The following is a 25,172-nucleotide window of genomic DNA, read 5'->3' as shown; positions in this document are numbered from 1 at the left end:
ATGCTAAGTAGACCTGATGAAGTTCTGGTAGGAGCGCGACGGCGTGGGCCCGCGCTGACCCTGGTATTTCGACCCCGCCCGGGAACTGCCGTAGGGATGCTCGGACGGGCTGGTCAGGCGCAACATGCACAGCTGACCGATTTTCATGCCGGGCCACAAAGTGATCGGCAGGTTGGCGACGTTGGATAGCTCCAGGGTGATGTGACCGCTGAAGCCAGGATCGATGAAGCCCGCGGTGGAATGCGTCAGCAGGCCCAGCCGGCCCAACGAAGACTTGCCTTCCAGCCGTCCGGCGAGGTTGTCGGGCAGAGTGAAAAGCTCCAGCGTCGAGCCGAGCACGAATTCGCCCGGGTGCAACACGAAGGGTTCCCCGTCGACCGGTTGCACCAGGCTGGTCAGCTCGTCCTGCTGCTTGGCCGGGTCGATATGGGTGTAGCGAGTGTTGTTGAACACCCGAAACAAGCAATCGAGCCGGACGTCGATGCTGGACGGCTGGACCAGGGTGTCGTCGAACGGGTCGATCCCCAACCGCCCGGAGGAGATCTCGGCCCGAAGATCACGATCGGAGAGCAGCACCCGACGAGCGTATCTGTCGCCGCACGCTGGCTCAGCGGATGTAGAGTTCCTCGCCGGTGGGATACCCGCCGCCCACGGTCGTGATGTGGATGTGGTCGTAGTGGCCGGCCCCGGTTGTCCGCGCGCCGTTGGGCGTGTAGTAGGCGCCACGCCAAATCACGTCTTGCATCCCAAATCGGGTCGCGTTCTTCAGTATGAAAGCGACGATCTCGTTGCCCAGCGCTATGCCCTCGGCGGTGCCGGGGTTGGGAACCATCACGTCGAGCGCCAAACCATTGGGATGCCATCTCAGCGCATCCGGCCGAACGCCGCCGATTTCGCGAATTTCGGGGAAAGCCGCACTGATACTGCGGGCTGTCAAGACGGTCTTGACCTGTAGACCCTGCTCGGGTGCCACCCCTACCGGCAAATACCGAGATACGATGCGCCATCTCGATGCCGAAGCGAACTGGCTGGCAGCAAGGCCCGTCCCGATTTCACCGCCGGATATCTGTGAGGAGAAAGCCAGCGGTGCTACCGGCACGATCTGCACACAACAGGGCGCGTCGTCGCCGAGAACCGGGTTGGCATCGGCGCGGGCGGCAAGCGTACTGACATCTCCGCCCGTGGCGAAGAACACGGCGGCCGGGGCGAGGACCGCAGCCAGGACCGCTGACGACTTTCGCCGGTCCCTAGCTAATTCATGTCGGCCCACGCTGAGCAGATTACGACAAGATAACGGAAGAATAAATATCTAATCTCTAGAAGACCCGCCGTCAGCTGCGCCCTAGATCTGCAATCGCGACGGGATCGGTTCGCGGATATCTGCGGACTGCCGAATGGCTGCCTCGATGCCAGCCGTGACCCCGGCGACCGCCGTCTGGACCGACATGCTCGGAACACCGAGGTTGTGATCCAGTGCGGCGACGCTGGGCAGGCACGGCAGATGAATCCAACCGGCGCGGACGGGCAGACCCTTCTGGGCGAGGTGGTGCAGCACGCCGTACATGAGGTGATTGCACACGAACGTGCCCGCCGCGTCCGAGACGTCAGCTGGCACGCCGGCCTTTCGCATGGCCAGCACCATCGCGCGAACCGGTACGGTCGCGTGGTAGGCGACCGGGCCGGCGGGGTCGGTTGGCTCACCGACCAAAACCCTGCCGGCGCAGTCGGCGAGGCCGTACCGCCCGCAGTCGTTGACGTTTTGCGCGAGTCGCTCGACGGTGATCATGCTGCGTCCCGGGTATTCGCCCAGCATGATCACCAATGCTGGCTCGATCTCTGCGATGGCCTGCTGAGCTGCCGCGATCGACTCGAAGAACGTGTTGGGCACGATCCGCGAGATGACCGTTGCACCGGCGATGGTGCGACCATCCAGCTCTTCGGCGGTGAGCTGTGCCGGATTTACCGGCGTCACGCCGTAGGGTCCGAATCCGGTGACCAGCACCTTCGACATGCTGTTCCTTCCTTATTTCAATGTCCGTTTCCCCGAAAGTCGCTGCATTTGTCACTAGCCGTCACAATGTTCAAGCGTGCCCGAGCCGAGATCTTCGACCGAAACCGGGAGGTTGGCATCAGCAACGTCACAACGGCCGCCTCGTTGGTCACCTTCCCGGTTCTCGCCGGGATTCTCGGCGGCGTGGTCCCGTCGGTGCGCACGCCGTCGGCGGCGATGGTCAGCGGCGTCCAACATTTCGCCGCGGGAATTGTCATGGCCGCCGTGGCCGGGGAAGTGCTACCAGACCTGCGCAGCAGAGGTCCGCTCTGGCTGATCGTTGTGGGCTTCAGTGCAGGCGTTGCGGTACTCGTTGCACTGCGCCGATTTGACGGCCACGGGGAACATCAAGACGGCGACGACGTGGGCGAACTGCCCGTCGGGTTCCTCACCGTAGTCGCGGTTGACTTCTTCATCGACGGGTTGCTGGTCGCAACGGGCGCGACGGTGTCCAGTCGCACCGCGATCATCATCACCATCGCCCTGACGGTCGAGGTGCTGTTCCTGGGTCTGGCGGTGGCCCTGCGCCTGGCCGGCTCCGGAATGCCTAGGATCCGGGCCGCGGCGACCACAAGCGCCCTGAGCCTAGTGATCGCGGTGGGCGGTGTGTCAGGTGCCGTGGCGCTGGGCCGGGCGGGAAATACCGTCCTGACCCTCGTGTTGGCGTTCGCGGCGGCGGCGCTGCTCTGGCTGGTCGTGGAGGAACTGCTTGTCGAGGCGCACGAAACGCCGGAGCGGCCATGGATGGCCGTGATGTTCTTTGCCGGATTTCTGATCTTGTACGGCCTGGGGGTGATGGAATGATTCTGGATGCTAGCCTTTCGAGGCAACCGTGCCGATGTAGTTCAATGGCAGAACATCAGCTTCCCAAGCTGAATACGCGGGTTCGATTCCCGTCATCGGCTCCGATGTGACACGTCGACGCTGATGGTGATGCTGAACGTCGGTGGCCCGGCGGCAAGGCGGGGAAGGCCCAAAACGATGGCCGGCCCATGCACCGTCGTCGCCGACCGCGCCGTATGGGAGCGCCCATTACCACTGCGATGCGAAAGCGGCTGGTGCACAGGAACCGTCGCCGACAGAGCGGTGCTGCCCCCGGCGTGGACGCCCCCGGCGGCCGAGGCTATGTGATACTGACCTGATGAGCGACGGTGGCGCACCTACCGTGGAATTTCTTCGCCATGGGGGGCGGATTGCCATGGCGCACAGAGGATTTACGTCGTTCAGATTGCCCATGAACAGCATGGGGGCGTTCCAGGAGGCGGCCAAGCTCGGATTCCGCTACATCGAGACCGACGTTCGCGCCACCCGGGACGGCGTAGCCGTGATCCTGCATGACCGTAGGCTGGCGCCCGGGGTGGGGTTATCCGGCGCGGTCGACCGGTTGGATTGGCGTGATGTCCGCAAGGCGCAGCTGGGTGCGGGGCAGTCGATCCCAACCCTGGAAGACCTGCTTACCGCGCTGCCAGACATGCGGGTCAACATCGACATTAAAGCCGCATCGGCGATCGAGCCGACCGTCAACGTCATCGAGCGGTGCAACGCGCACAACCGGGTGCTGATCGGTTCGTTTTCCGAGCGCCGTCGCCGGCGCGCATTGCGCCTGCTGACCAAGCGGGTCGCTAGTTCGGCAGGAACGGGCGCGCTGCTGGCGTGGCTGACCGCGCGTCCGCTGGGCAGCCGGGCATATGCCTGGCGGATGATGCGCGACATCGACTGCGTGCAACTACCGTCACGGCTTGGCGGTGTACCGGTCATTACGCCGGCACGGGTCCGCGGCTTTCATGCTGCGGGACGCCAAGTGCATGCCTGGACCGTCGACGAACCCGATGTGATGCACACCCTTCTCGACATGGACGTGGACGGCATCATCACCGATCGCGCGGACCTACTTCGTGATGTTCTCATCGCCCGCGGCGAGTGGGACGGCGCCTAAGAGCCCGGCGACACCGGAAACGGTCAGGGCATGCGGATCGGATCATCGGGATGCGGACTCAGCGGCGTGGTCTCGATGGTCATCCAGCCAGCAAGCGGTAGCGATTCCAGGATGGCCATCAGCTCGCCAGGGTCGCGAGCCCGCCACAGCCCCAGGGTGCGCTGGCCGTCCGGTCCGTCGGGTAGTGCCCACAACCGCACCAGGTGTCCCCGCCCGGCCAGCTCGGGCGCGCGGCGAGCCTCGCGCGCCACGGTGTCGTCGACCACCTGAGCCGGGGTACCCAGTGGCACCATAATGGTCGTCGCGATCAGAAACTCCGGACCCTTACCCGGCGCGATGGTTATCCCCTGGCCAACCGGGTCGTTCGGGTGAGCACCCAGCGGCGTGACGTCGTCGGTGCGCCACGACCGCGGCGGCATCGAGGCCAGCAGCTGCTCCAGTTCGCCGTTGTCGTCGGCGGCGAACAGCCCCAGGGTGCGCCATTCGCCCGGCCGCAGCGGCGGGCGCCACAGGCGCAGTAGCTTTCCCTGTGCCGCGAGCTCGCGCGAGCGGGCAGCCTCGCGGGCACGGACCCGCTCGACTGCGTCCGCGGGCATGCTATCGGGAACGCGGGTGGTCATGGTGACCAAAAACTCCATGCTTTCTCCGAGCAAGCCGGGTAGCACCCCGGGCAAGAGCGCGAGGCGTTAAAAGACGCGCACCCAGTCGACGAGCATCTCCTGTGGATAGGAACCCGTCGCGGGATCGCCGCCACCAGAACCGCCAACCGCAAGGTTCAACACCGGAAACACCGTGTAGCCGGGGTCGTTGAACGGCCACTCGCGGATGGGCTCGTTGAGGTCTTCGATGCCGGTCGCCGGAACCGAGAAGTAGGGCTCAATGCCGTCGGCGTAATCCAGCCAGAAGTACATGCCGCTCGGATTCCACGTGACGCGCCAGTTGTGCCAACCACCGTCCACACCGATCGGGCAGGTCTCGAATGCGGTGCCGTCCGGGTTGGCGTGCACGGTGGTTCCCGACGGCCAAGTCCCGTTGCCATACCACTCGATCAGGTCGATTTCGCCGCTGCGACCAGGATCGTCATTGGACAACCACCAGGCGGGCCACATGCCCGGAGCCAGGCAGTTGAACTTGATCCGGGCCTCCCAGGTGGTCCCGATGCCACCCCGCCACAGGCCGTGGACCAGGCCACCGAAATACCTGTTGCCCTCTCGGGTAGCGCGCAGCACGAGATTGGAGTTGCCGTCGAGGAACACGTTCTGTCGACTGTCGCGGTACTGCCCAAAAAACTGGGGCCGGTCAAAGCCCACCGGGTTCTTGATGGGCGTCCGGTGGTTCGACACCTGCCACTTCGACGGGTCCGGGACCGAACCGGCCGGCCCGTCGAACTCGTCGTGGAACAAAAGCCCACCGGTTGCCGCAGCCGGCGCGGCGGGCGCCGGTGTCGGACCAGCCGGCGCGGCCGGCCGGGACGGGTCGGCCCAGGCTGTCGAGGCGGGAAGCGCGGCAGCCAGGGCGCCGAACCCCGCCATCATCATCATTCGGCGACGATCCATCTCAGGCATAAGCATGGGACGATAGCAGGCCAAGCCGAATCGTGTGGTGCCGCCGGGCGCAACTACCTATGCGGCATGATCGTCGTGTGGGAGCATCTGTGCATGAACCCAGAGGATGACCCGGAGGCGCGAATCCGGGAACTGGAGCGTCCGCTGGCCGACGTGGCACGCGCCTCCGAACTCGGCGGCTCGCAGTCGGGCGGCTACACCTATCCACCCGGCCCGCCACCGCCGCCGTATAGCTATGGCGGCCCGTTCGGCGGCCCATCGCCGCGATCGTCCTCCGGCAACAGGGCGTGGTGGATCCTGGCCGCGGTCGTCGTTGTCGGTGTGCTGGTTCTGGTGGGTGGCATCGCCGCATTCAGCGCACAGCGGCTTTCCCAAGGCAACTTCGTCGTTCTCTCGCCCACCCCGTCTGTCTCCCGGGCTATTCCAACCCCGACTGCGCAACCGGCCACCACTCTTCCGCCGGCCGGCGCCAGCCTGAGCGTCTCCGGCGTCAACGTGAACCGGACAATCGCCTGCAACGACAGCATTGTCAGCGTCAGCGGCATGTCCAACACGGTGGTGATCACCGGCCACTGCACCAGCCTCACCGTGTCCGGCATGAGGAACTCGGTCACCGTCGACTCCGTCGACACCATCGAAGCCGCCGGCTTCAACAACGAGGTCACGTATCACTCGGGCTCGCCGAAGATCAGCAATGCCGGCGGTTCCAACAGCGTCCAGCAGGGCTGACGTTACTGGGCCTCGTCCACCGGATCGTCGAGGACGCTGACCGCGATGCCGTATGGCAGGAAGCGGACTTTGCGTTTCGGGTCGGTGTTGTCCTTGTTCGCGCGCAGGGCGTCAAGCTCGGTCGCATACACCTGTTCAACGCGGGCACCACCGTCGGCGTCCACCGTATAGATGGCCCACACGCCGTCACCGGCCTCGCCGGCGGTCTCCGGCGCCGGACGCGAGCGCCGGGACAAGTCCTCGAAGATTGCCGACCAGCCCGTTCCCGCGCCGGATGAGCTGAGGAACCTGCCGATCCGCTCGCACGCGTCGCGCAGTCCCTCGCTCCCCTCCCGGATCACCCGATCGAATTCGTCGGGATCGAATCCAAACGGACCATAGTCGCCCACGCGACCTCCTCAGCAACCCATACCGATACTACGGACCTGACACCGACGGGGCCAGCTCCGGGGAACGCGGCTCACCCAGAGCCAAGGCTTCCGAACGGGTTCTGCGGTTCGCCGGCACCCGGATTTTGCGGAATCGGGACCGGGATCGGAACGGGCAAAAACGGGACGTGCAACCACTCCGTGGTCATCTTCACCGTCGTCGTAGTCGTCGGAATCGTTGGAATCGTCGAAGTGGTCGTCACCGGCGGCTCGGTTGTCGTCGTTGTCGACGGTGGCGCGGTGGTCGTTGTGGTGGTCGGCGACGGCCTCGGCGTCGTGGTGACGGGTGGCGCTGTCGTGGTCGTCACCACCTGTGTGGGCGGCGGCGGTGCCGGCGCGACCGTCGTCGGGGCCGGTGCCGCACTGGGAAGCGGCGCAACGGTCGACGGCGGTGGCGGCGGGGTCGGTGCGCGCGAGCTAGGCACGACGGATCCGGGCGGCATCGGGGCCAGGCCGGGCACAATTGGGGTTGGTAGCGGGCTTGGGCGTCTCTCGATGGCTGTCAACGTCAATGCCACGCCCCCGATCGCGGTCATGGCCACTACCGCCGACACCCCGATGAGCAACTGCGACACCCGGATTCGCCGCCACGCTGGTCCTTTGGGGGGCTCGACCGCGTTCAGACGCATCGACCAGCAGGGGCCGCCTTCGTTATACGAGTCGCCCTCGAAACGCGCCGGAGCTTCGCTTGGGAAGTCGGTCTGCGACCAGGCCAACTCGCGATCGGTCAAGGCCTCATGGTCGATGACCATGACGTCGCCGGCCGGCAGCCCGATGACACTGGTGCCGGCGGCTGCGGCCGTGGCGAGGCCGATGGACGTCCGCGTTCGCGAATCGCGCTCTCCCCCACGGTTGGCGAGCAGCAACGCACCCATCGCCGCCGCGCACCCGGGTTGCGACGCGGTCAGCACAGGTCGACGAGTGTGGAACGAAAGACGTTGAGTCACAAGGGGAATATTGGCACCACCGCCGACGGTGACCACCGCCGCGAGATCCGCCCAGCTCGCGTTGTGGCGCGCCAGCATGTCGTCGAACGCGTAGATGAAGCCGGTCAATGGATCCTGGATCAGGTCTTCGAGCTGTTCCCGAGTCATCTCGATGCTCGAGCTGCACCCGGCAAGCTCAGCGAACAATTCCGTGGCAACGTCGGTGGACAGTCGTTCCTTTGCCGCACGGCACTGCTCCCTGAGTTGGCCGAGTTGCCCGACCGCGGCGGTACTGGCCGGATCGACGTCATCGCCGTACCCGAATTGGTCGATGACCCGAAGCAGCAAAGCCTGGTCGATCTGACTACCGGAAAAGTCCTGGTACCGTGCCGTGGCACTAACGGGCTGGAAATCCGACGTCCTGGAATCCGACTTGGTCTCCACCAAGGTGACGTAAGTCGCGGAGCCACCGAAATCGAGCAACCCCACCACACCGCCGTGGGGCAGGCCCAATTCCGAGTTCACCGCGGTCAACGCCGCGATCGCATCGGAAACCAGGCGCGGCGCCATGCCGCTGCGGACGAAGCCGACGTGCGTCCGCAAACCGTTACGCAGGGCGTGTACAGCTCCGGGCTTCCAATGCGCGGGAACGGCAATGGCGATCTCCGAGGAACTCGCGTCCGCACCGGCGGCCAGCACCATCGCATCCAGCGCCTCGACCAGCAAGAGGTCTGGATCGTGCACGGATCCGTCGGGAGACACCAGCGCCACCGCATCTCCGATGCGCTCAACAAAGCCGCTCATTAGGGCGCCCGGCTCGATCAAGTTCGGGTTCTGGCTAGGCACACCGATTTTCGGTGCGCAATGCGGGTACAGGGTCAGCACGGCGCGACGAGTAACCGGCGGACCTCCGTTACCCGCCGCGACCAGGTTTGTGGTCCCGATCGACAACCCCAGCGGGTCGTACATAGCGGAAGGCTTTCGTCAATAGGGGTCGGTGGCCAGCGTTAACCATAGCGGCGGGTGGGCTGTATACGGTTCGGTGACAACCTCATTGGTATGCGGTCGATGCGGTGGTGTCACCGAAGCGGTACCGCCACCGACTTGACAGATCGCATCGAGCTCATTTCACGGTCAACGGCAGTGAGCGCCTCGGCTCGAACTGGAAGACCGATCCGCGACTGACCTTGGCTACCAACACCTCCGGCAGTTCGCTCGCTGGGGCATCGGCCTCGATGAGTTCCGCGGTCCAGTCGGTGTCCGTCCCGCTGATCCGAACCTTCAGATGCGGGTCTACAGCGGTGGCGATGGCCTGCAACGGCTGCACGGATGCCGGTGTGCACAACGAAATCCAGGCGCCGTCGGCGTGGGCTGGCGAGTTGTGCACCACCAGACGGTCCGGCGACGTTTCGGCCAGCACGTAACCGGCCGGGTTGAGCAGCGGGTGTAGCTCCAGCACACCTAGCGCGCCTTCGATTCCTCCGGGTAAAGCCATCGCACGGTGAATGCGTTCTGCGCCCAGCCCGGCCACTCCGATCAACTGGCGGGTGTTCACCGAAATGGCCAGTTGAGCATCGGCTTTGGCCCGTTTCCGCACGGCAAAGGCGAACGACAGATTCAGCAGGTGCATTTGCAGGCAGACCTCATCGGCCATCCGCACCAGTGCGGAATGCGAGAACGCCCCTAAGTCCAGGTCGGACACCAGCGGACCCGAATAGTCCACCAGCCCGTCGTCAGACGCATCGACGTTGTCTAATTCCCAGGTGGCAGCTTTGGTTTCACGGACCGCGTCCAGCGCCGGAATACCCTCAGCCTCGGGATAGGACTCGTCGATGATGACGGTCCACGCACAGTGCGGATGCCGGTCGGCCGGCTTGCGGGGCGGCCGGTGGATGGGGCGCACCTGCGCGCGCGGGTTGGTCGCGATCGCGGTGGCGTCGAACGTCGGATCTTCGATGGTGTGGCACATGCCGACGACGTAGTCGTCGCCCATCGGCTCCACGTCGAGCAGCGCACCGCAGTGGTCGAGGTGAAACTCGCCGTGCCAGCGGTCGTGCAGGGTGAAACGGAAGTCCATGAATTGCGGCGGCGCGCCGATGTCGAGCTGTAGCCCCTTGAAGATGGTGGGCACGTCGTCGCCCTCGAAGTTCAGCGCCTTTTGCATGCGCTTGGTGTAGATCGGGCTGGCGCCCGCCCACTCCTCGATGGCGATCTGCAGCATCTCCTGGCGGCCGAATGCCTGTATACACCAGGCCATGCCCGATCGGTCGATCAGCTGGCCGATCAACAACAGCTCGGGTAACAGAACTGCCAGCTCGCTGCGGGACAACCCCGCGTACCGGGATTGGCTCATACCCCAAAGCTACCCGTGAGCCGGTGTGCTGCAATGGCGTGGTGACTCCGGGTGATCCAGCCGACATTGCAGCGATCAAACAGCTCAAATACCGGTATCTGCGGGCATTGGACACCAAGCATTGGGACGACTTCACCGACACCCTGGCCGAGGATGTCACCGGCGATTACGGGTCATCGGTCGGTACGGAGCTGCACTTCACCAACCGCGCCGACCTGGTCGACTACCTGCGCCAGGCACTCGGCCCGGGTGTCATCACCGAACACCGGGTCACCCATCCGGAAATCACCGTGACCGGCGATACCGCAACCGGCATCTGGTACCTGCAAGACCGGGTCATCGTCGCCGAGTTCAATTTCATGCTCATCGGCGCCGCGTTCTACCACGACCAGTACCGACGAACCACCGACGGCTGGCGGATCAGCGCCACCGGCTACGACCGAACCTACGAGGCGACCATGTCGTTGGCGGGCCTTAACTTCAACATCAGGCCGGGCCGCGCGCTGGCCGATTGACGCCGAACGTGAATCTCACGACGCAACACGCCGAAAACCCGTCGCACAGTTCACAATCGAGGTCCGGGGTTACTTGGCGATCGCGATCACCGCACCAGGCCGCAGCCAACGGATGATCTGCACCAGCGTGGCATCGTCGATCGCCACACAACCCGCGGTGGGCCCGCCGTCGGTGGTGTGAAAGAAGAACGCGGAGCCTTTGCCTGGGACCTTGGCCTTGTTGACGCCCATCACGACCGAATGCTTGTACTGCGGGATTTGCAGGTTCTCGCTGTCGGCCGTGCTGAACGGGCACTGGGACTTCTGACAGACCTGCATGGAGTTAAAGGTGGGGCTATTGTCGTCGCCACTCCACCAGTGATTGGGTCCGACTTGGGTATACGGCAACCCGCCACCGGGATTCGGCGCGGTGCCAAAAGCGGAGTCCAGGCTGTAAACCCCCATCGGAGTGGCCGGATATCCGCTCTTGGCTTCCGGCGCCATGCCCGCCGAACCGATATGGGTGGTGATACCGGTCTTGAGCGGCTGCCAGCCGGCGGCGGTGCGTTGGTAGACATCCATCTTGGCCGTCGAACCGCCGGTTCCCACCACCGAAACCACCTGAGTGGCATTGCCGACCGAGTTCGCGAACCACGGGTTGACGACGGCCAGGCTCACTGGCGCGAGAACCACAGCAACGCAGCCCGTGCATACCGCAGCGCACAGCAAAGCTAGGAGTCGGCTCATCGCTCAATCGTCAGACAATCACCTCGTGTGGTCAAGTCAAGGTTAGAATCCGGCTGGGTCACTGTGCGGTGACAAAGCGCAATGCACAGCGCACCATGGCTTTAGCGGGCCGTGTCGACTTCCGGTTCGGGTTGTCTCGACACCTCCACTGGCGGCGACAAAGCATGAGACGCGCGTTGGGCACCGAATATCGACGGCGGTCGAAATACGCACAGGCACACGAGGAAATACAGGTACCCCAGCGCCCAGCCGGCAACAACGTCGGTCGGATGATGCACGTTCAACGCCACCCTGGCAACACCGACCGTCAACACGCACAGCGCGCCCACCGTGATGGCGATGTGCCGAGTAAACCTGCTGTGCAGCATGGGCAACAGGACGGTTAGCAGCGCGAGTACGCTTGCGGTCGCCTCCAACGCATGCCCTGACGGAAACGAAGTCGAATGGGCAGATACCAGCGCAGTCGCCGGTCGCGGGCGGTGGGCCACGGATTTGGCCGCGATCGTCATGATCGCGTTGAGCGGTAAACAGGCCAACAGCAACAACGCTATCCGTATCTTGCGCTTCGCCAGTGCGACCATCGCGGCCAGCAAACCCAGCGGCCGCAGCACGACTGGGCCCAAGATCAGGGATACACCATCCCAGAAGCGCACCCACGCAGGGTTCTTTATCCCGATGTCGTGCGCTGCGTTCAACAACGACCAATCGAAACTATGCAGCCAACCCCAATCCTGGGAGTGCCCCACCCACATGACGGCATACACCGCGGTTGCGACAAAAGCGAGCGAAACAGCGAGAAGCGCTTGCGGGCGAGTCATGCTCTAACTCCTACCAGCATCGGTGCGGCACCGACAAAACGACTCCATACTGGCCTCATGGCTGTCATTGTTCGCAAGTGGTTTGGTCTCGGCAGGCTGCCTGCTGACCTACGCTGTCAGGTTGAGGCTGAGGGACTCATCTACCTTGCCGAATACGTGGCCGTCACCAGGCGGTTCACCGGCGTTATCCCGGGGCTGCGGGCATCGCACAGCATCGCCAGCTACGTGGGTGCGCTGGCGTTCACCGAACAGCGGGTGCTGGGAACCCTGTCGATGGTGCCGAAGCTAGCCGGCCGGGTCGTCGACGCGCGCTGGGACGGGCCGCAGGCCGGTGCCGCGACCGCCGAAATCTCGCCGACGGGTCTGCAACTCGATCTCGATGTCGCCGATGTCGACCCGAAGTTCAGCGGCCAGCTCGCGCTGCACTTCAAGGCCACTATCGGTGAAGATGTGTTGAGCCGCTTGCCGCGGCGATCGCTGGCCTTTGACGTGCCGGCCGAATACGTCAACCTCGCGGTCGGCGTGACCTATTCGCCGTGATGGTGATCTGTGGCCAGCGCCGACGGATAACTCCATCGGTTTTCGGAGACGAATTCCGCGAGTGGCCGCGCGTAGGCCCAGCCATCCAGTTCCAGCGCGGGCCGGTCCGGAAACTCGGGCACCGGCCCCAGGCACAAGATGGCCACCGGTTCGGCGTCGGCGGGCATCGCCAGCAGGGCCGCTAAACGTTGTGGGTCGAACAGCGACACCCATCCCATGCCCAGGCCTTCGGACCGCGCTGCCAGCCACAGGTTTTGGATGGCGCACGACACCGACGCCAGATCCATCTGGGGCAGGGTGCGCCGGCCGAAGATGTAGGACCCTCTGCGGTCGCACAGCGCCACCACCAGCAGCTCGGCGCAGTCGAGAATGCCCTCGACCTTCAGCGCCAGGAATTCTTCTTCCCGTGCTCCCAGGGCTTCGGCGGTGAGTAGGCGTTCGTCGTCGACGAGCGCGTGGATGCGTCGCTTGAGTGTCTCGTCGGTGATGCGCATAAAGCGCCATGGCTGCATCAGACCGACGCTGGGCGCGGCGTGTGCGGCGTGCAACAGCCGCGCCAGCACATCCTCGGACACCACACCGCCGGGCACGAACCGGCGCATGTCTCGGCGTTCGGCGATCACCCGATACACGGCCCGTCGTTCTGGTGCACTAAACATGTGCTCGGTTGGATCGCCCCGATACGACGAACCACAAACTTGACTTTGCCCCATAAAGCTTCCCCTGATACTCGACCAGCCCCACTCGGGCCAATACGTGAATGTCCTAGCATTTTTCACCCGTTCACGGGCTAGTCGAGTAGTAGACGATTGATTAGCCTGAACGTACCTCCGACGGCCAGCTGACGAACGGGTATGACGGATGGATTTCGTGGTGTCGGCGCCCGAGGTCAATTCGTTACGGATGTATCTCGGGGCCGGATCGGGGCCGATGTTGGCGGCCGCGGCGGCCTGGGACGGACTAGCCGACGAACTGGCGGTGGCGGCGTCGTGGTTTGGGTCGGTGACCTCGGGCCTGGCGGATGCGGCGTGGCGCGGCCCCGCGGCGGTTGCGATGGCGCGCGCGGTAGCCCCCTACCTGGGCTGGTTGATTTCGGCAACGGCCCAGGCTGAGCAGGCCGCCGCTCAGGCACGGGTAGCCGTGGCCACGTTCGAGGCGGCGCGGGCAGCGACGGTGCATCCGGCGATCGTCGCGGCCAACCGCGCCGTGCTGGTGTCGCTGGTGAGCTCGAATCTGCTGGGATTCAACGCTCCGGCGATCGCGGCCACCGAGGCCGCCTATGAGCGGATGTGGGCCCAGGATGTGGCCGCGATGGTTGGCTATCACGCTGGAGCGTCGGCGGCCGTCTCCGCGTTGATGCCGTTCACCCAGCAGCTGAAGAAGCTGGCGGGCCTATCGGAGCGGCTGACCAGCGCCGCGGCAGCCGCTGCCGGCCCCCCGAGCGCGGCGGGCTTCAATCTCGGCTTGGCAAACGTCGGCGCCAACAACGTGGGCAACGGAAACGTCGGCGTGTTCAACGTCGGCTTCGGCAATTTGGGCAGCTACAACCTCGGCTTTGCAAACCTGGGCAGCGACAACCTGGGTTTGGCCAACCTGGGCGGCCACAACATCGGCTTTGCGAACACCGGCAGCAACAATGTCGGCTTTGGGAATACGGGCAGCAACAATGTCGGCATCGGGCTCACCGGCAACGGACAGATCGGGTTCGGCAGCTTCAACTCGGGCAGCCACAACATCGGCCTGTTCAACTCCGGCAGCGGAAACGTCGGGTTGTTCAACTCGGGCACCGGCAATTTCGGCATCGGAAACAGCGGCACCGGAAACTTCGGCCTCGGCAACACGGGCAGCACCAACACCGGCTGGTTCAACACCGGCGACGTCAACACCGGCGGCTTCAACCCGGGCAGCTACAACACCGGTAACTTCAACACCGGCAACTACAACACCGGCAGCTTCAACGCAGGTAACTACAACACCGGCTACTTCAACACCGGCGACTACAACACTGGAGTGGCCAACACCGGCAACGTCAACACCGGCGCCTTCATCGCCGGCAACTACAGCAACGGCGTCTTGTGGCGGGGCGACTACCAAGGCCTGATCGGTGCCGATATCGCCCTCGAGATTCCCGCCATTCCGATAAACGCGCAGCTATTCAGCATGCCGATACATCAGGTGATGGTCATGCCCGGAAGCGTGATGACGATTCCGGGCATGCGTTTGCCCTTCACATCCATTGTTCCCTTCGTTGTTTACTACGGCCCGGTCGAGCTCCCGCAATCCACGCTCACCCTTCCCACGGTGACGATCACCGTGGGCGGACCAACCACCACGATCGACGGCAACCTCACCGGCATGGTGGGGGGCGTCAGCATCCCGCTCATCAAGATTCCGGCGGCCCCGGGCTTCGGGAACTCGACCACCAGCCCGTCGTCGGGCTTCTTCAACGCTGGCGCCGGCACCGCCTCGGGCTTCGGCAACTTCGGCGGCGGCGCTTCGGGCTTTTGGAACCTGGCCTCGGCAACCTCGGGACTTTCGGGCTTCGGGAACGTCGGCGCTCTGGGATCGGGTGTAGCTAACGTTGGCAACACCATCTCGGGTCTCTACAACACGAGCACGTCGAATCTGGCGACGCCAGCCTTTAACTCCGGCCTGCTGCACCACAGCGTGGGCACCATGACCCTTAACTTCGGGTTGGCAAACGTCGGCGGCAACAATGTCGGCGGTGCAAACGCCGGAATCTTCAATGTGGGCTTGGCAAACCTGGGCGACTACAATATTGGCTTCGGCAATCTAGGCGGCGACAACCTGGGCTTCGCCCACGCGGGCAGCTACAACATCGGCTTTGCGAACACCGGCAGCAATAATCTTGGCTTCGCGAACACGGGTGACAACAATATCGGTTTTGCGAATATCGGCAGCAACAATATCGGGATCGGGCTCACCGGCAGCGGCCAGATCGGGTTCGGCAGCCTGAACTCGGGCAGCCACAATATCGGCTTGTTCAACTCGGGTGACGGAAACATCGGATTGTTCAACTCGGGCAGCGGAAACTTCGGGATAGGAAACGCGGGCACCGGAAACTGGGGCATCGGAAACTCGGGCGCCGGAAACTTCGGCATCGGGAACGCGGGCAGCACCAACACGGGCTTGTTCAACTCCGGAGACCTCAACACGGGTAGCTTGAACCCGGGCAGCTATAACACCGGCAGCGTCAACACCGGCAGCGTCAACACCGGTGGCTTCAATGCAGGTAACTACAACACCGGCTACTTCAACACCGGCGACTACAACACCGGCATGGCGAACACCGGCAATATCAACACCGGCGCTTTCATCTCCGGCAACCACAGCAACGGCCTTCTGTGGCGGGGCGACAACCAGGGTCTGATCGACCTCGCCATCGGCGTCGACATTCCCGAAATCCCGATTGTGAGCGTCGACGTGAATATCCCGATTCACATACCGATCACCGCCAGCTTCACGGACATCGTATACAGCGGGCTCGATCTTCCACCGAACACAGCCGTCACTGTTATTTTTTTCGGACCCGTCGATATCGACCCCTTCACCGTCCCAGTGATACGGATAACCGGTCCCACACCTGTGGTCATGGTGGGTGGACCCACTACCGCGATCAATATCGGCGCCACTGTGGGCGTCGACGCCATCAACATCCCGATTATCCATATTCCAGCGACTCCAGGCTTCGGCAACTCGACCGGCGGACTGTCGTCGGGCTTCTTCAATAGCGGCGCTGGCAGCGCCTCGGGCTTCGGCAACTTCGGGGGCGCCACGTCGGGCTTTATGAACCTGGTCTCCACAACGTCGGGAATGTCGGGCTTCCTCAACGTCGGCGCGCTGGGATCGGGTGTGGCGAATGTGGGCAACACCATCTCGGGTATCTACAACGTGGGCACGTCGGACCTCTCGACGCCCGCCGTTAACTCCGGGTTGGCAAATATCGGAACCAATATTGCCGGCCTGCTGCGCGACGGCGCGGGTACTGCGGCTATTAACTTGGGCTTGGCCAACCACGGCAACCTCAACGTGGGCTTCGCAAGTCTCGGCGGCTTTAACTTCGGCGGCGCCACCATCGGCCACAACAACGTCGGCATCGGGAACACCGGAATCTTCGATGTCGGCCTGGCGAACCTGGGCAGCTACAACATCGGCTTCGGAAACCTTGGCGACGACAACCTGGGCTTCGGCAACTTCGGCAGCTACAACATCGGCTTCGGCAACGTCGGCAACGACAATCTGGGTTTCGCTAACGCGGGCGGCGGCAACATCGGCTTTGCGAACACCGGCAGCAACAATGTCGGCTTTGGGAACACGGGCAGCAACAATGTCGGCATCGGGCTCACGGGCAACGGACAGATCGGGTTCGGCAGCTTCAACTCGGGCAGCGGAAACATCGGCTTGTTCAACTCGGGCAGCAACAACATCGGATTCTTCAATTCCGGCAGCGGCAACTTCGGCATCGCAAACTCGGGCAGCTTCAACACTGGCATCGGAAACACCGGCAACACCAATACCGGCCTATTCAACTCCGGCGACGTCAACACGGGCGCCTTCAACCCGGGCAGCTTCAACACCGGTAGCTTCAACACCGGCAGCTTCAACACCGGTGGCTTCAATCCGGGCAATACCAACACCGGCTACCTCAACATTGGCAACTACAACACCGGCATCGCCAACACCGGCGACGTTGACACCGGGGCTTTCATCACCGGAAACTACAGCAACGGGTTGTTCTTAAGCGGCGATTACCAGGGCCTGGTCGGCCTCAACCTGGTGATCGATATGCCTCTCCCCATAAGCCTCGGCGTGAATATTCCCATCGATATCCCGATCACCGCCTCGGCCGGCAACATCACCCTTATGGGCGTCACGATTCCGCCCACCGGCGATATCGTCCTTTCGTCAATAGCGGGCCAGCGAGCCCACTTTGGCCCCATTACCATTCCGAACATCACGGTTGTCGGCCCCACGACGACAGTCGCCATAGGAGGGCCGAATACCGCGATCACCATAACTGGCGGTGGCGCCATTAGGATCCCGCTCATCAGTATCCCGGCGGCGCCAGGTTTCGGAAACTCGACCACCAACCCGTCGTCAGGTTTCTTCAATACCGGCGCCGGCGGCGCCTCGGGCTTCGGCAACTTCGGCGGCGCCAATTCGGGCTTTTGGAACCTGGCCTCCGCGACCTCGGGGGCGTCGGGGCTCCTCAACGTCGGCGCCCTGGGATCAGGTCTGGCGAACGTGGGCACCACCGTCTCGGGGTTCTACAACACCAGCACGTCGGACCTCGCGACGCCGGCCTTCAATTCAGGCCTGGCCAACATCAGCACCAGTATCGCCGGCCTGCTGCGCGACAGCACGGGCACCATGGTCCTCAACCTGGGCTTGGCAAACCACGGCACCCTCAACGTCGGCATTGCAAACCTCGGCGACTACAACATCGGCTTTGCAAACCTCGGCAGCGCCAACTTCGGCAGCGCCAATATCGGTGGCAACAACATCGGCGGCGCAAACACCGGAATATTCGACATCGGTTTGGCAAATCTGGGCAGTTACAACATCGGCTTCGGAAACGCGGGCGATGACAACCTGGGCTTCGGAAACCTCGGCAGCTACAACGTCGGCTTCGGAAACTTGGGCAACGACAACCTGGGCTTCGCCAACACCGGCAGCAACAATATCGGGTTCGCGAACACCGGCAGCAACAATATCGGCATTGGGCTCACGGGCGACGGCCAGATCGGGTTCGGCTCCCTGAATTCTGGCAGCGGAAACATCGGCTTGTTCAACTCGGGCAGCGGAAACATCGGCTTTTTCAACTCGGGCAACGGAAACGTCGGCATCGGCAACACCGGCACCGCAAACTTCGGGCTTGGAAACACCGGCAGCACCAACACCGGCTTCTTCAACTCCGGCGACGTCAATACCGGTATCGGCAACACCGGCAGCTTCAACACCGGCAGCTTCAATCCGGGCGATTCCAACACCGGGGATTTCAACCCAGGCAGCTACAACACGGGACTCGGAAACACCGGCGATGTTGACACCGGCGCCTTCATCTCCGGCAGCTACAGCAACGGGTTCTTGTGGAGTGGAAATTATCAGGGCCTCATTGGCTTGCACGCGGCGCTAGCGATTCCCGAAATCGCCCTAACCTTTGGCGTCGACATCCCGATACATATACCCATCAACATCGACGCCGGGGTCGTCACCCTCCAGGGCTTCAGCATCGTAGCTGCCGAAAATAATATCGACTTCACCCCCATCATCATCCCGACCATCAATATCACCTTGCCCACGGCGGCGATCACCGTGGGCGGACCCACCACCTCGATCGGTATCACCGCCAGCGCCGGTATCGGCTCCATCACCATCCCGATCATCGACATTCCCGCGACATCGGGCTTCGGCAACTCGACCACTAGTCCGTCGTCGGGCTTCTTCAACTCCGGAGCGGGCAGCGCGTCGGGCTTTTTGAACGTGGTCGCCGGCGCCTCAGGGATTTCGGGTTATCTCAATGTCGGTGCGCTGGGGTCGGGTGTGACTAACGTGGGTCACACCGTCTCGGGTTTCTACAACGCGAGCGCGTTGGACCTAGTGACGCCGGCCTTTGCCTCCGGTCTCATGCGCGACGGTATGGGCACGATGACTCTGAACCTTGGGCTGGCAAACCTGGGCAGCAATAACGCCGGCTTCGGCAACACCGGGATCTTTGACGTCGGCGTGGCGAATCTGGGCAACTACAACATCGGCTTCGGAAACTTCGGCGACGACAACCTGGGCTTTGCCAACCTAGGCAGCTACAACATCGGCGTTGCCAACACCGGCAGCAACAATATCGGCTTTGCCAACACCGGCAGCAACAATATCGGCATCGGGCTCACCGGCACCGGCCAAATCGGGATCGGCGCTCTGAACTCGGGCAGCGGAAACATCGGCTTGTTCAACTCGGGCGACGGAAACATCGGCTTCTTCAACTCGGGCACCGGGAACTTCGGCATCGGCAACACCGGCACCGGAAACTTCGGCATCGGCAACTCGGGCAGCACCAGCACGGGCTTGTTCAACTCGGGCGACGGCAACACCGGCGGCTTCAACCCCGGTAACTTCAACACCGGCAATTTCAATACCGGCAGCTTCAACACCGGCGGCTTCAACGCGGGTAACACCAACACCGGCCACTTCAACACCGGGAACTACAACACCGGCATCGCGAATACGGGCGACGTCAGCACCGGCGCTTTCATCTCCGGCAACTACAGCAACGGCATCTTGTGGCGGGGCGACTACCAGGGCCTGATCGGTTACTCCTACGCGCTGACTATTCCGGAGATTCCGGCGCACTTGGACGTCAATATCCCAATCGACATACCGATCACCGGCAGTTTCACCGACCTCGTGGTGGACAATTTCACTATCCCCATCATCGGCTTCGAATCCTTCGCGTTTAGCTTTCACATCCATACCGAGCCGGACATCGGTCCCATCATTGTCCCGAGCTTCGTGCTCAGCGTTCCCACGTTCGCGATCGCCGTGGGCGGACCCACGACCGCGATCAACATCAGCGCCACCGCCGGCCTCGGCCCCATCACCATCCCGATCATCGACATTCCGGCAGCGCCGGGCATCGGAAACTCGACCACCAGCCCGTCGTCAGGCTTCTTCAACACCGGCGCCGGCACCGCATCCGGGTTCGGCAACGTCGGCGGCAACACATCGGGCCTGTGGAACCTTGCGTCGGCAGCCTCAGGAGTCTCGGGCTTGCTCAACGTCGGCGCGTTGGGATCGGGTGTGGCGAATGTGGGCAACACCATCTCGGGTATCTACAACACGAGCCCGCTGGACCTCGGGACGCCGGCCTTCGGCTCCGGCCTCGCAAACATCGCCGGCCTGCTGCAGGGCGGCGCCGGCACGACGATCCTCGACTTGGCCGGCCTCGGCAACCTCAATGTCGGCTTGGCAAACCTCGGGGGCTCTAACTTCGGGATCGGGAACACCGGAATCTTCAATGTCGGTTTCGCAAACGTGGGCAACCACAACATTGGCTTGGCAAACCTGGGCAACTACAGCGTCGGCTTCGCCAACTCGGGCAACTACCATATCGGCATTGCTAACACCGGCAGTGCCAATATCGGCTTCGCCAACACCGGTAGCGGCAATATCGGCATCGGGCTCACCGGCACCGGTCAGATCGGGTTCGGCAGCTTCAACTCGGGCAGCCACAACATCGGCTTGTTCAACTCCGGTGACGGAAACGTAGGATTCTTCAACTCGGGCACCGGCAACGTGGGCATCGGAAACACCGGCACCGCAAACTTCGGCATCGCAAACTCGGGCAGCTTCAACACCGGCCTCGGGAACACGGGCAGCACCAACACGGGCCTGTTCAACCCGGGCAACGTCAACACCGGCGTCGGCAACACCGGCAGCATCAACACCGGCAGCTTCAACACTGGCAGCACCAATACCGGCAGCTTCAACCTCGGCGATCACAACACCGGCAGCTTCAACTCCGGTGACTACAACACGGGCTACTTCAACGCGGGTGACTACAACACGGGTGTGGCCAACACGGGCAACGTCAACACCGGCGCGTTCATCTCCGGCAATTACAGCAACGGGTTCTTCTGGCGAGGTGACTACCAGGGGTTGATTGGCCTTTCCACAACGATCACCATTCCCGAAATCCCCTACCGCTACGACTTGAGTGTTCCAATCGACATACCCATCACCGGCACCGTCGTCGCCACCACGCCAAACAGTTTCACCATTCCCGGTTTCCAGATACGAGTCTTGCTTGGTCCTGCGGCGGTGCTTGTCAACGAGATGATCGGCCCCATCACGATCGACGTCAATCAAGTCATCGCCATCGATTCGCCCATTCAGCAAACCATCAGCATGGTTGGCACCGGCGGCTTCGGCCCGATCCCCATCGGCATCAGCATCGGTGGTACCCCGGGTTTCGGCAACTCGACCACCGGCCCGTCGTCGGGTTTCTTCCACACCGGCGCCGGCCATGTATCGGGCTTCGGGAACTTCGGCGCCGGCAACATGTCGGGCTTCGGGAACTTCGGCGCTGGCAATTCGGGCTTCTTTAACGCCGGCGGCTTGGGCAATTCGGGCCTACTGAATTTCGGCGCGCTGCAGTCGGGTCTGGCGAACCTGGGCAACACCATCTCGGGCGTCTACAACACGAGCACGCTGGACCTCGCGACGCCCGCCTTCGGCTCGGGCATCGCAAACATCGGCGCCAACCTGGCCGGCCTGTTCCTCGACAACACCGGCAACCTGACGCTGAACTTCGGCGTCGCAAACCAGGGCGGCCTCAACGCGGGCATCGGGAACCTGGGCAGCGTCAACATCGGCTTCGTTAATACCGGCGACTCCAACCTGGGCATCGGCAACCTCGGCGACCTCAACTTCGGCGGGGTCAACATCGGCGGTAACAACATCGGCATCGCCAACACCGGGATCTTCGATATCGGCTTGGCGAACCTGGGCAGCTACAACATCGGCTTGGCAAATCTGGGCGACGACAACCTGGGCTTTGGCAACGCCGGCAGCTACAACATCGGCTTCGCGAACTTCGGCAGCGACAACCTGGGCTTTGCCAACACCGGCAGCTACAACATCGGCTTCGCGAATACCGGTAACAACAACATCGGCGTCGGGCTCACCGGCAACGGCCAGATCGGGATCGGCAGCCTCAACTCGGGCAGCAACAACATCGGGCTGTTCAACTCCGGCAGCGGAAACATCGGGTTCTTCAACTCGGGCACCGGCAACGTCGGCATCTTTAACACCGGCACCGGCAACTTCGGTCTCGCGAACTCGGGCGGCTTCAACACCGGCATCGGCAACGCGGGCAGCACCAACACGGGCGTGTTCAACCCCGGGGACCTCAACACCGGCAGCTTCAACCCGGGCAGCTTCAACACCGGCGGCTTCAACCCGGGCAGTGGCAACACGGGCTACCTCAACACCGGTGACTACAGCACGGGCGTGGCGAACACGGGCGATGTGGACACCGGTGCGTTCATTACCGGCAGCTACAGCAACGGCTTCTTGGTGAGTGGCGACTATCAGGGCCTGATCGGCCTGCCGCTGTTGGGCATTCCGGTGACCCCCGGCTACTTCAACCTCACTGGCGGCCCGTCGTCGGGCTTCTTCAACAGCGGCGCCGGAAGCGTATCGGGATTCGTGAACTCCGGTGCCGGCCTGTCGGGCTACCTCAATACCGGCGCGCTGGGATCGGGTGTCGCCAACGTGGGCAACACCATCTCGGGCTGGTTGAACGCCAGCGCGCTGGATCTCGCGACGGCGTCGTTTGTCTCGGGCATCGCCAACTTCGGCACCAGCCTGTCGGGCTTCTTCAGGGGATAGTCCGGGCGCCCCGCTGCGCACGCTGCACGTTTCCCTATTGTCTCACCCGCCTCACCCGTCTCGGCGCGGCAGGGATGTGCGTTGTGCCCGCCTCCGCGCGACAAACGTGGCTGTCGCTCGGAAGCGGGCACTTTGTATATCGGTCAGTGCCCGGTACACGTGGAACAGATGAGGAAGATCCGACGCCTGGAGCAGCCCGTCAGAACATCAGGGGTCCGGCTCCCGGTGGCCGTGTCATCGAGGCTGTGGGTGGCGCGCTGCATTGCGAGTGCGGACCACGGTATCTACAGCCTCGGTGAATCTGTCTCTAGCCGGTGTTGCCGTTGCTGCCCTGGGCGCCGGTGGCGCCGTCGGCGCCGGTGGCGCCGTTGACGCCGCCGCTACCGCCGGCCCCGCCTTTCCCGCCGGCACCGCCGTCCCCGCCGTCGCCGCCGGCACCCCCCTGACCGCTGGCGCCGACACCTGCGGCGCCGACACCGCCGACGCCGGCCCCGCCACCGTCCCCGCCGGCCCCGCCGGCCCCGCCGGCACCGCCGGCCCCTCCGACGCCGCCGGCCCCGAATTGGCCGATCAGCCCGCGTCCGCCGCCGTCGCCACCGGCACCGCCGTCCCCGCCGGGCGCCCCGTCCCCGCCGGCCCCGCCGTCTCCGCCGTTGCCGCCTTGGCCACCGGTGATCGGGGCGGTACCGGTGGAGGCGCCGCCGGTCCCGCCGTGGCCGCCCACGGCGCCGGCCGCGCCGGACCCGCCGACCCCGCCGACACCTCCGGCGCCGCCGTCGCCGCCGTTGCCGATCCACAGCCCGCCATGACCACCGGTCCCGCCACGGCCGCCCGCGCCGGCCGTCCCAACCGCGCTGACACCGTCGCCGCCGGCGCCGCCGGCGCCGCCGTTGCCGGGATGCGCGGTGGCGGTGACGGCCGAGCTGGTGGCGCCGGCATTACCGCCCGGGCCGCCGGCACCACCGATGCCGCCGTCGCCGCCCTTGCCGCCGTCGCCGCCGGTGGAGCTGCTGCCAAAGCCGCTCCCGCCGTTGCCGCCGGCACCGCCGGGCGCACCGGCGCCACCGGCGCCGCCGGCGCCACCGTTGCCGCCAACGTTGTTCAATAAGCTCGACTGGGCGTTGCCGCCGTAGCCGCCGTTGCCGCCGGGTGCGCCGTCCCCACCGGCGCCACCGGCGCCGCCGCTGCCGCCTGTGTTCGAGGTGAATTGGCTGTTGGCCGCGTGATTGCCGCCATCGCCGCCGGCGCCGCCGGCCTGCCCCACGGCAACGCCGTCGAAGCCGTTGCCACCGTTGGGGGGCGGATCGCTTGTGATCGAGGTGCCGCCATTGCCGCCATTGGCCGCCGGGGTGACCGGGGCTGCGAGGCCGGGGTTGACGGCGTTCGCGCCGGGCGCGCCGGCCCCGCCGATGCCGCCGTTGCCGCCGTTGCCGAAGAACCCGGCGTTGCCGCCGTCGCCGCCGGCGCCGCCGAGACCGCCGTTGATCCCGGCCACACCGATCCCGCCGGCCCCGCCGTTGCCGCCGAAGCCGAAGAACCAGCCGGCGGTGCCGCCGGCGCCGCCGTTCGCTCCGGCCCCGCCGTCCCCGCCGTTGCCACCGTTGCCGAAGAACCCGGCCGCCCCGCCGGCCCCGCCGGCCTGTCCGGGTGCGCCGGACCCGCCGTTGCCGCCGTTGCCGAACAACAGCCCACCGTCGCCGCCGGCCTGCCCGGTGCCCGGCGCCCCGTTGGCACCGTTGCCGATCAGTGGGCGCCCCAACAGCGCCTGGGCGGGGGCGTTGACCGCGGCCAGCATGTTCGGCCCGGCGTTGGCGGCCTCGGCGCTGGCATACGCTCCCGCGTCCACGGTCAGGGTCCGCACCACCTGGGCGTGAAAAGCGGCCGCTTGCGCGCTGGCGGCCTGATAGGCCTGGGCATGCGAGGAAAACAGCGCGGCAACCGCCGTAGACACCTCGTCGGCGGCCGCCGACATGACTCCGGTGGTCTGGGCCGCGGCCGCCGCATTGGCCGCGTTGATCGCCGATCTGATGCTGGCCAACTCACCGGCCGCCGCCGCGATCATCTCCGGTTGTGCGATCACAAAGGACACGGGAACCTCCCGTCGACTCGTGACTCCTGGACGCCAAGACACAACACGCCTACGCCGTCGCCGCGATTCAATCAGCGAGCCTACCGCCAT

The 25,172-nt window shown here is 64.4% G+C and carries 18 protein-coding genes and 1 tRNA gene; 7 read left to right on the top strand and 12 right to left on the bottom strand.

Annotation, left to right across the window (positions count from 1 at the left end):
• Positions 1-3: 3 nt before the first annotated feature.
• The 3 genes from dcd to pcp form a co-directional block, all read right to left on the bottom strand.
• Entirely contained in the window at positions 4-576 is a 573-nt protein-coding gene (gene dcd, locus MCAN_RS01700; RefSeq protein WP_003898399.1) for a dCTP deaminase, read from the bottom strand.
• 31 nt (positions 577-607) lie between these two features.
• Complete coding sequence (locus tag MCAN_RS01695) at positions 608-1,270, bottom strand: hypothetical protein (protein WP_014000171.1); 663 nt, start codon at positions 1,268-1,270, stop codon at positions 608-610.
• Between the two features lie 72 nt (positions 1,271-1,342).
• Positions 1,343-2,011 carry a pyroglutamyl-peptidase I gene (gene pcp / locus MCAN_RS01690; RefSeq protein WP_003401632.1) on the bottom strand — a complete coding sequence of 223 codons (669 nt, stop codon included), beginning with the start codon at positions 2,009-2,011 and terminating at the stop codon, positions 1,343-1,345.
• A gap of 48 nt (positions 2,012-2,059) precedes the next feature.
• Here pcp and MCAN_RS01685 point away from each other — a divergent pair, with 48 nt between their 5' ends.
• From MCAN_RS01685 to MCAN_RS01675, 3 genes are all read left to right on the top strand, one after another.
• A complete protein-coding gene (locus tag MCAN_RS01685) occupies positions 2,060-2,854 on the top strand; it encodes a ZIP family metal transporter (RefSeq protein WP_014000170.1) in 795 nt (264 codons plus the stop codon).
• A 30-nt stretch (positions 2,855-2,884) separates the two neighbouring features.
• A tRNA-Gly gene (locus MCAN_RS01680) sits at positions 2,885-2,955 on the top strand.
• Between the two features lie 260 nt (positions 2,956-3,215).
• Positions 3,216-3,986: a glycerophosphodiester phosphodiesterase gene (locus tag MCAN_RS01675; RefSeq protein ID WP_003401625.1), complete on the top strand. Its 771-nt coding sequence runs from the start codon at positions 3,216-3,218 to the stop codon at positions 3,984-3,986.
• Positions 3,987-4,009: 23 nt separating this feature from the next.
• Here the strand turns inward: MCAN_RS01675 and MCAN_RS01670 are convergent, their stop codons facing one another.
• Together MCAN_RS01670 and MCAN_RS01665 are read right to left on the bottom strand one after the other, a co-directional pair.
• Complete coding sequence (locus MCAN_RS01670) at positions 4,010-4,624, bottom strand: muconolactone Delta-isomerase family protein (protein ID WP_014000169.1); 615 nt, start codon at positions 4,622-4,624, stop codon at positions 4,010-4,012.
• 48 nt (positions 4,625-4,672) lie between these two features.
• Positions 4,673-5,557 carry a glycoside hydrolase family 16 protein gene (locus MCAN_RS01665; protein ID WP_014000168.1) on the bottom strand — a complete coding sequence of 295 codons (885 nt, stop codon included), beginning with the start codon at positions 5,555-5,557 and terminating at the stop codon, positions 4,673-4,675.
• Positions 5,558-5,644: 87 nt separating this feature from the next.
• On the opposite strand from MCAN_RS01665, the gene MCAN_RS01660 reads away from it, so the two are divergent.
• The gene (locus tag MCAN_RS01660) at positions 5,645-6,280 is read left to right on the top strand and encodes a DUF3060 domain-containing protein (RefSeq protein ID WP_015287791.1); all 636 of its coding nucleotides are present in this window, start codon (positions 5,645-5,647) and stop codon (positions 6,278-6,280) included.
• A 2-nt stretch (positions 6,281-6,282) separates the two neighbouring features.
• On the opposite strand, the gene MCAN_RS01655 is transcribed toward MCAN_RS01660, so the two are convergent.
• The 3 genes from MCAN_RS01655 to MCAN_RS01645 form a co-directional block, all read right to left on the bottom strand.
• Complete coding sequence (locus MCAN_RS01655; protein WP_014000166.1) at positions 6,283-6,669, bottom strand: hypothetical protein; 387 nt, start codon at positions 6,667-6,669, stop codon at positions 6,283-6,285.
• 71 nt (positions 6,670-6,740) lie between these two features.
• Positions 6,741-8,603: an Hsp70 family protein gene (locus MCAN_RS01650; protein WP_014000165.1), complete on the bottom strand. Its 1,863-nt coding sequence runs from the start codon at positions 8,601-8,603 to the stop codon at positions 6,741-6,743.
• A 154-nt stretch (positions 8,604-8,757) separates the two neighbouring features.
• Positions 8,758-9,987 carry a hypothetical protein gene (locus MCAN_RS01645; protein WP_014000164.1) on the bottom strand — a complete coding sequence of 410 codons (1,230 nt, stop codon included), beginning with the start codon at positions 9,985-9,987 and terminating at the stop codon, positions 8,758-8,760.
• Between the two features lie 23 nt (positions 9,988-10,010).
• On the opposite strand from MCAN_RS01645, the gene MCAN_RS01640 reads away from it, so the two are divergent.
• On the top strand, positions 10,011-10,502 hold the full coding sequence (locus tag MCAN_RS01640; RefSeq protein ID WP_003401601.1) for a nuclear transport factor 2 family protein: 492 nt from the start codon (positions 10,011-10,013) through the stop codon (positions 10,500-10,502).
• 69 nt (positions 10,503-10,571) lie between these two features.
• Here MCAN_RS01640 and MCAN_RS01635 read toward each other — a convergent pair whose 3' ends face one another.
• Together MCAN_RS01635 and MCAN_RS01630 are read right to left on the bottom strand one after the other, a co-directional pair.
• Positions 10,572-11,228 (bottom strand): L,D-transpeptidase family protein, encoded by a 657-nt coding sequence (locus MCAN_RS01635; RefSeq protein WP_003401597.1) that lies wholly within the window; start codon positions 11,226-11,228, stop codon positions 10,572-10,574.
• Between the two features lie 101 nt (positions 11,229-11,329).
• On the bottom strand, positions 11,330-12,046 hold the full coding sequence (locus MCAN_RS01630) for a phosphatase PAP2 family protein (protein ID WP_003401594.1): 717 nt from the start codon (positions 12,044-12,046) through the stop codon (positions 11,330-11,332).
• A gap of 57 nt (positions 12,047-12,103) precedes the next feature.
• Here MCAN_RS01630 and MCAN_RS01625 point away from each other — a divergent pair, with 57 nt between their 5' ends.
• Complete coding sequence (locus tag MCAN_RS01625; protein ID WP_003401589.1) at positions 12,104-12,586, top strand: hypothetical protein; 483 nt, start codon at positions 12,104-12,106, stop codon at positions 12,584-12,586.
• Here the strand turns inward: MCAN_RS01625 and bluB are convergent.
• Entirely contained in the window at positions 12,574-13,245 is a 672-nt protein-coding gene (gene bluB / locus MCAN_RS01620) for a 5,6-dimethylbenzimidazole synthase (protein WP_014000163.1), read from the bottom strand. The genes MCAN_RS01625 and bluB overlap by 13 nt on opposite strands.
• Before the next feature lie 202 nt (positions 13,246-13,447).
• Between bluB and MCAN_RS01615 the strand changes: the two genes are divergently transcribed.
• Positions 13,448-22,993: a PPE domain-containing protein gene (locus tag MCAN_RS01615; RefSeq protein ID WP_014000162.1), complete on the top strand. Its 9,546-nt coding sequence runs from the start codon at positions 13,448-13,450 to the stop codon at positions 22,991-22,993.
• 307 nt (positions 22,994-23,300) lie between these two features.
• Here the strand turns inward: MCAN_RS01615 and MCAN_RS01610 are convergent, their stop codons facing one another.
• Positions 23,301-25,082, bottom strand: coding sequence for a PE family protein (locus tag MCAN_RS01610; protein WP_014000161.1), 1,782 nt, complete (start codon positions 25,080-25,082; stop codon positions 23,301-23,303).
• Positions 25,083-25,172 lie beyond the last annotated feature (90 nt).

The organism is Mycobacterium canetti CIPT 140010059 (assembly GCF_000253375.1).
Classification (GTDB): domain Bacteria; phylum Actinomycetota; class Actinomycetes; order Mycobacteriales; family Mycobacteriaceae; genus Mycobacterium; species Mycobacterium tuberculosis.
The sequence above is the reverse complement of the archived record's forward strand: the minus strand, read 5'-3'. Positions and strand labels throughout refer to the sequence as shown.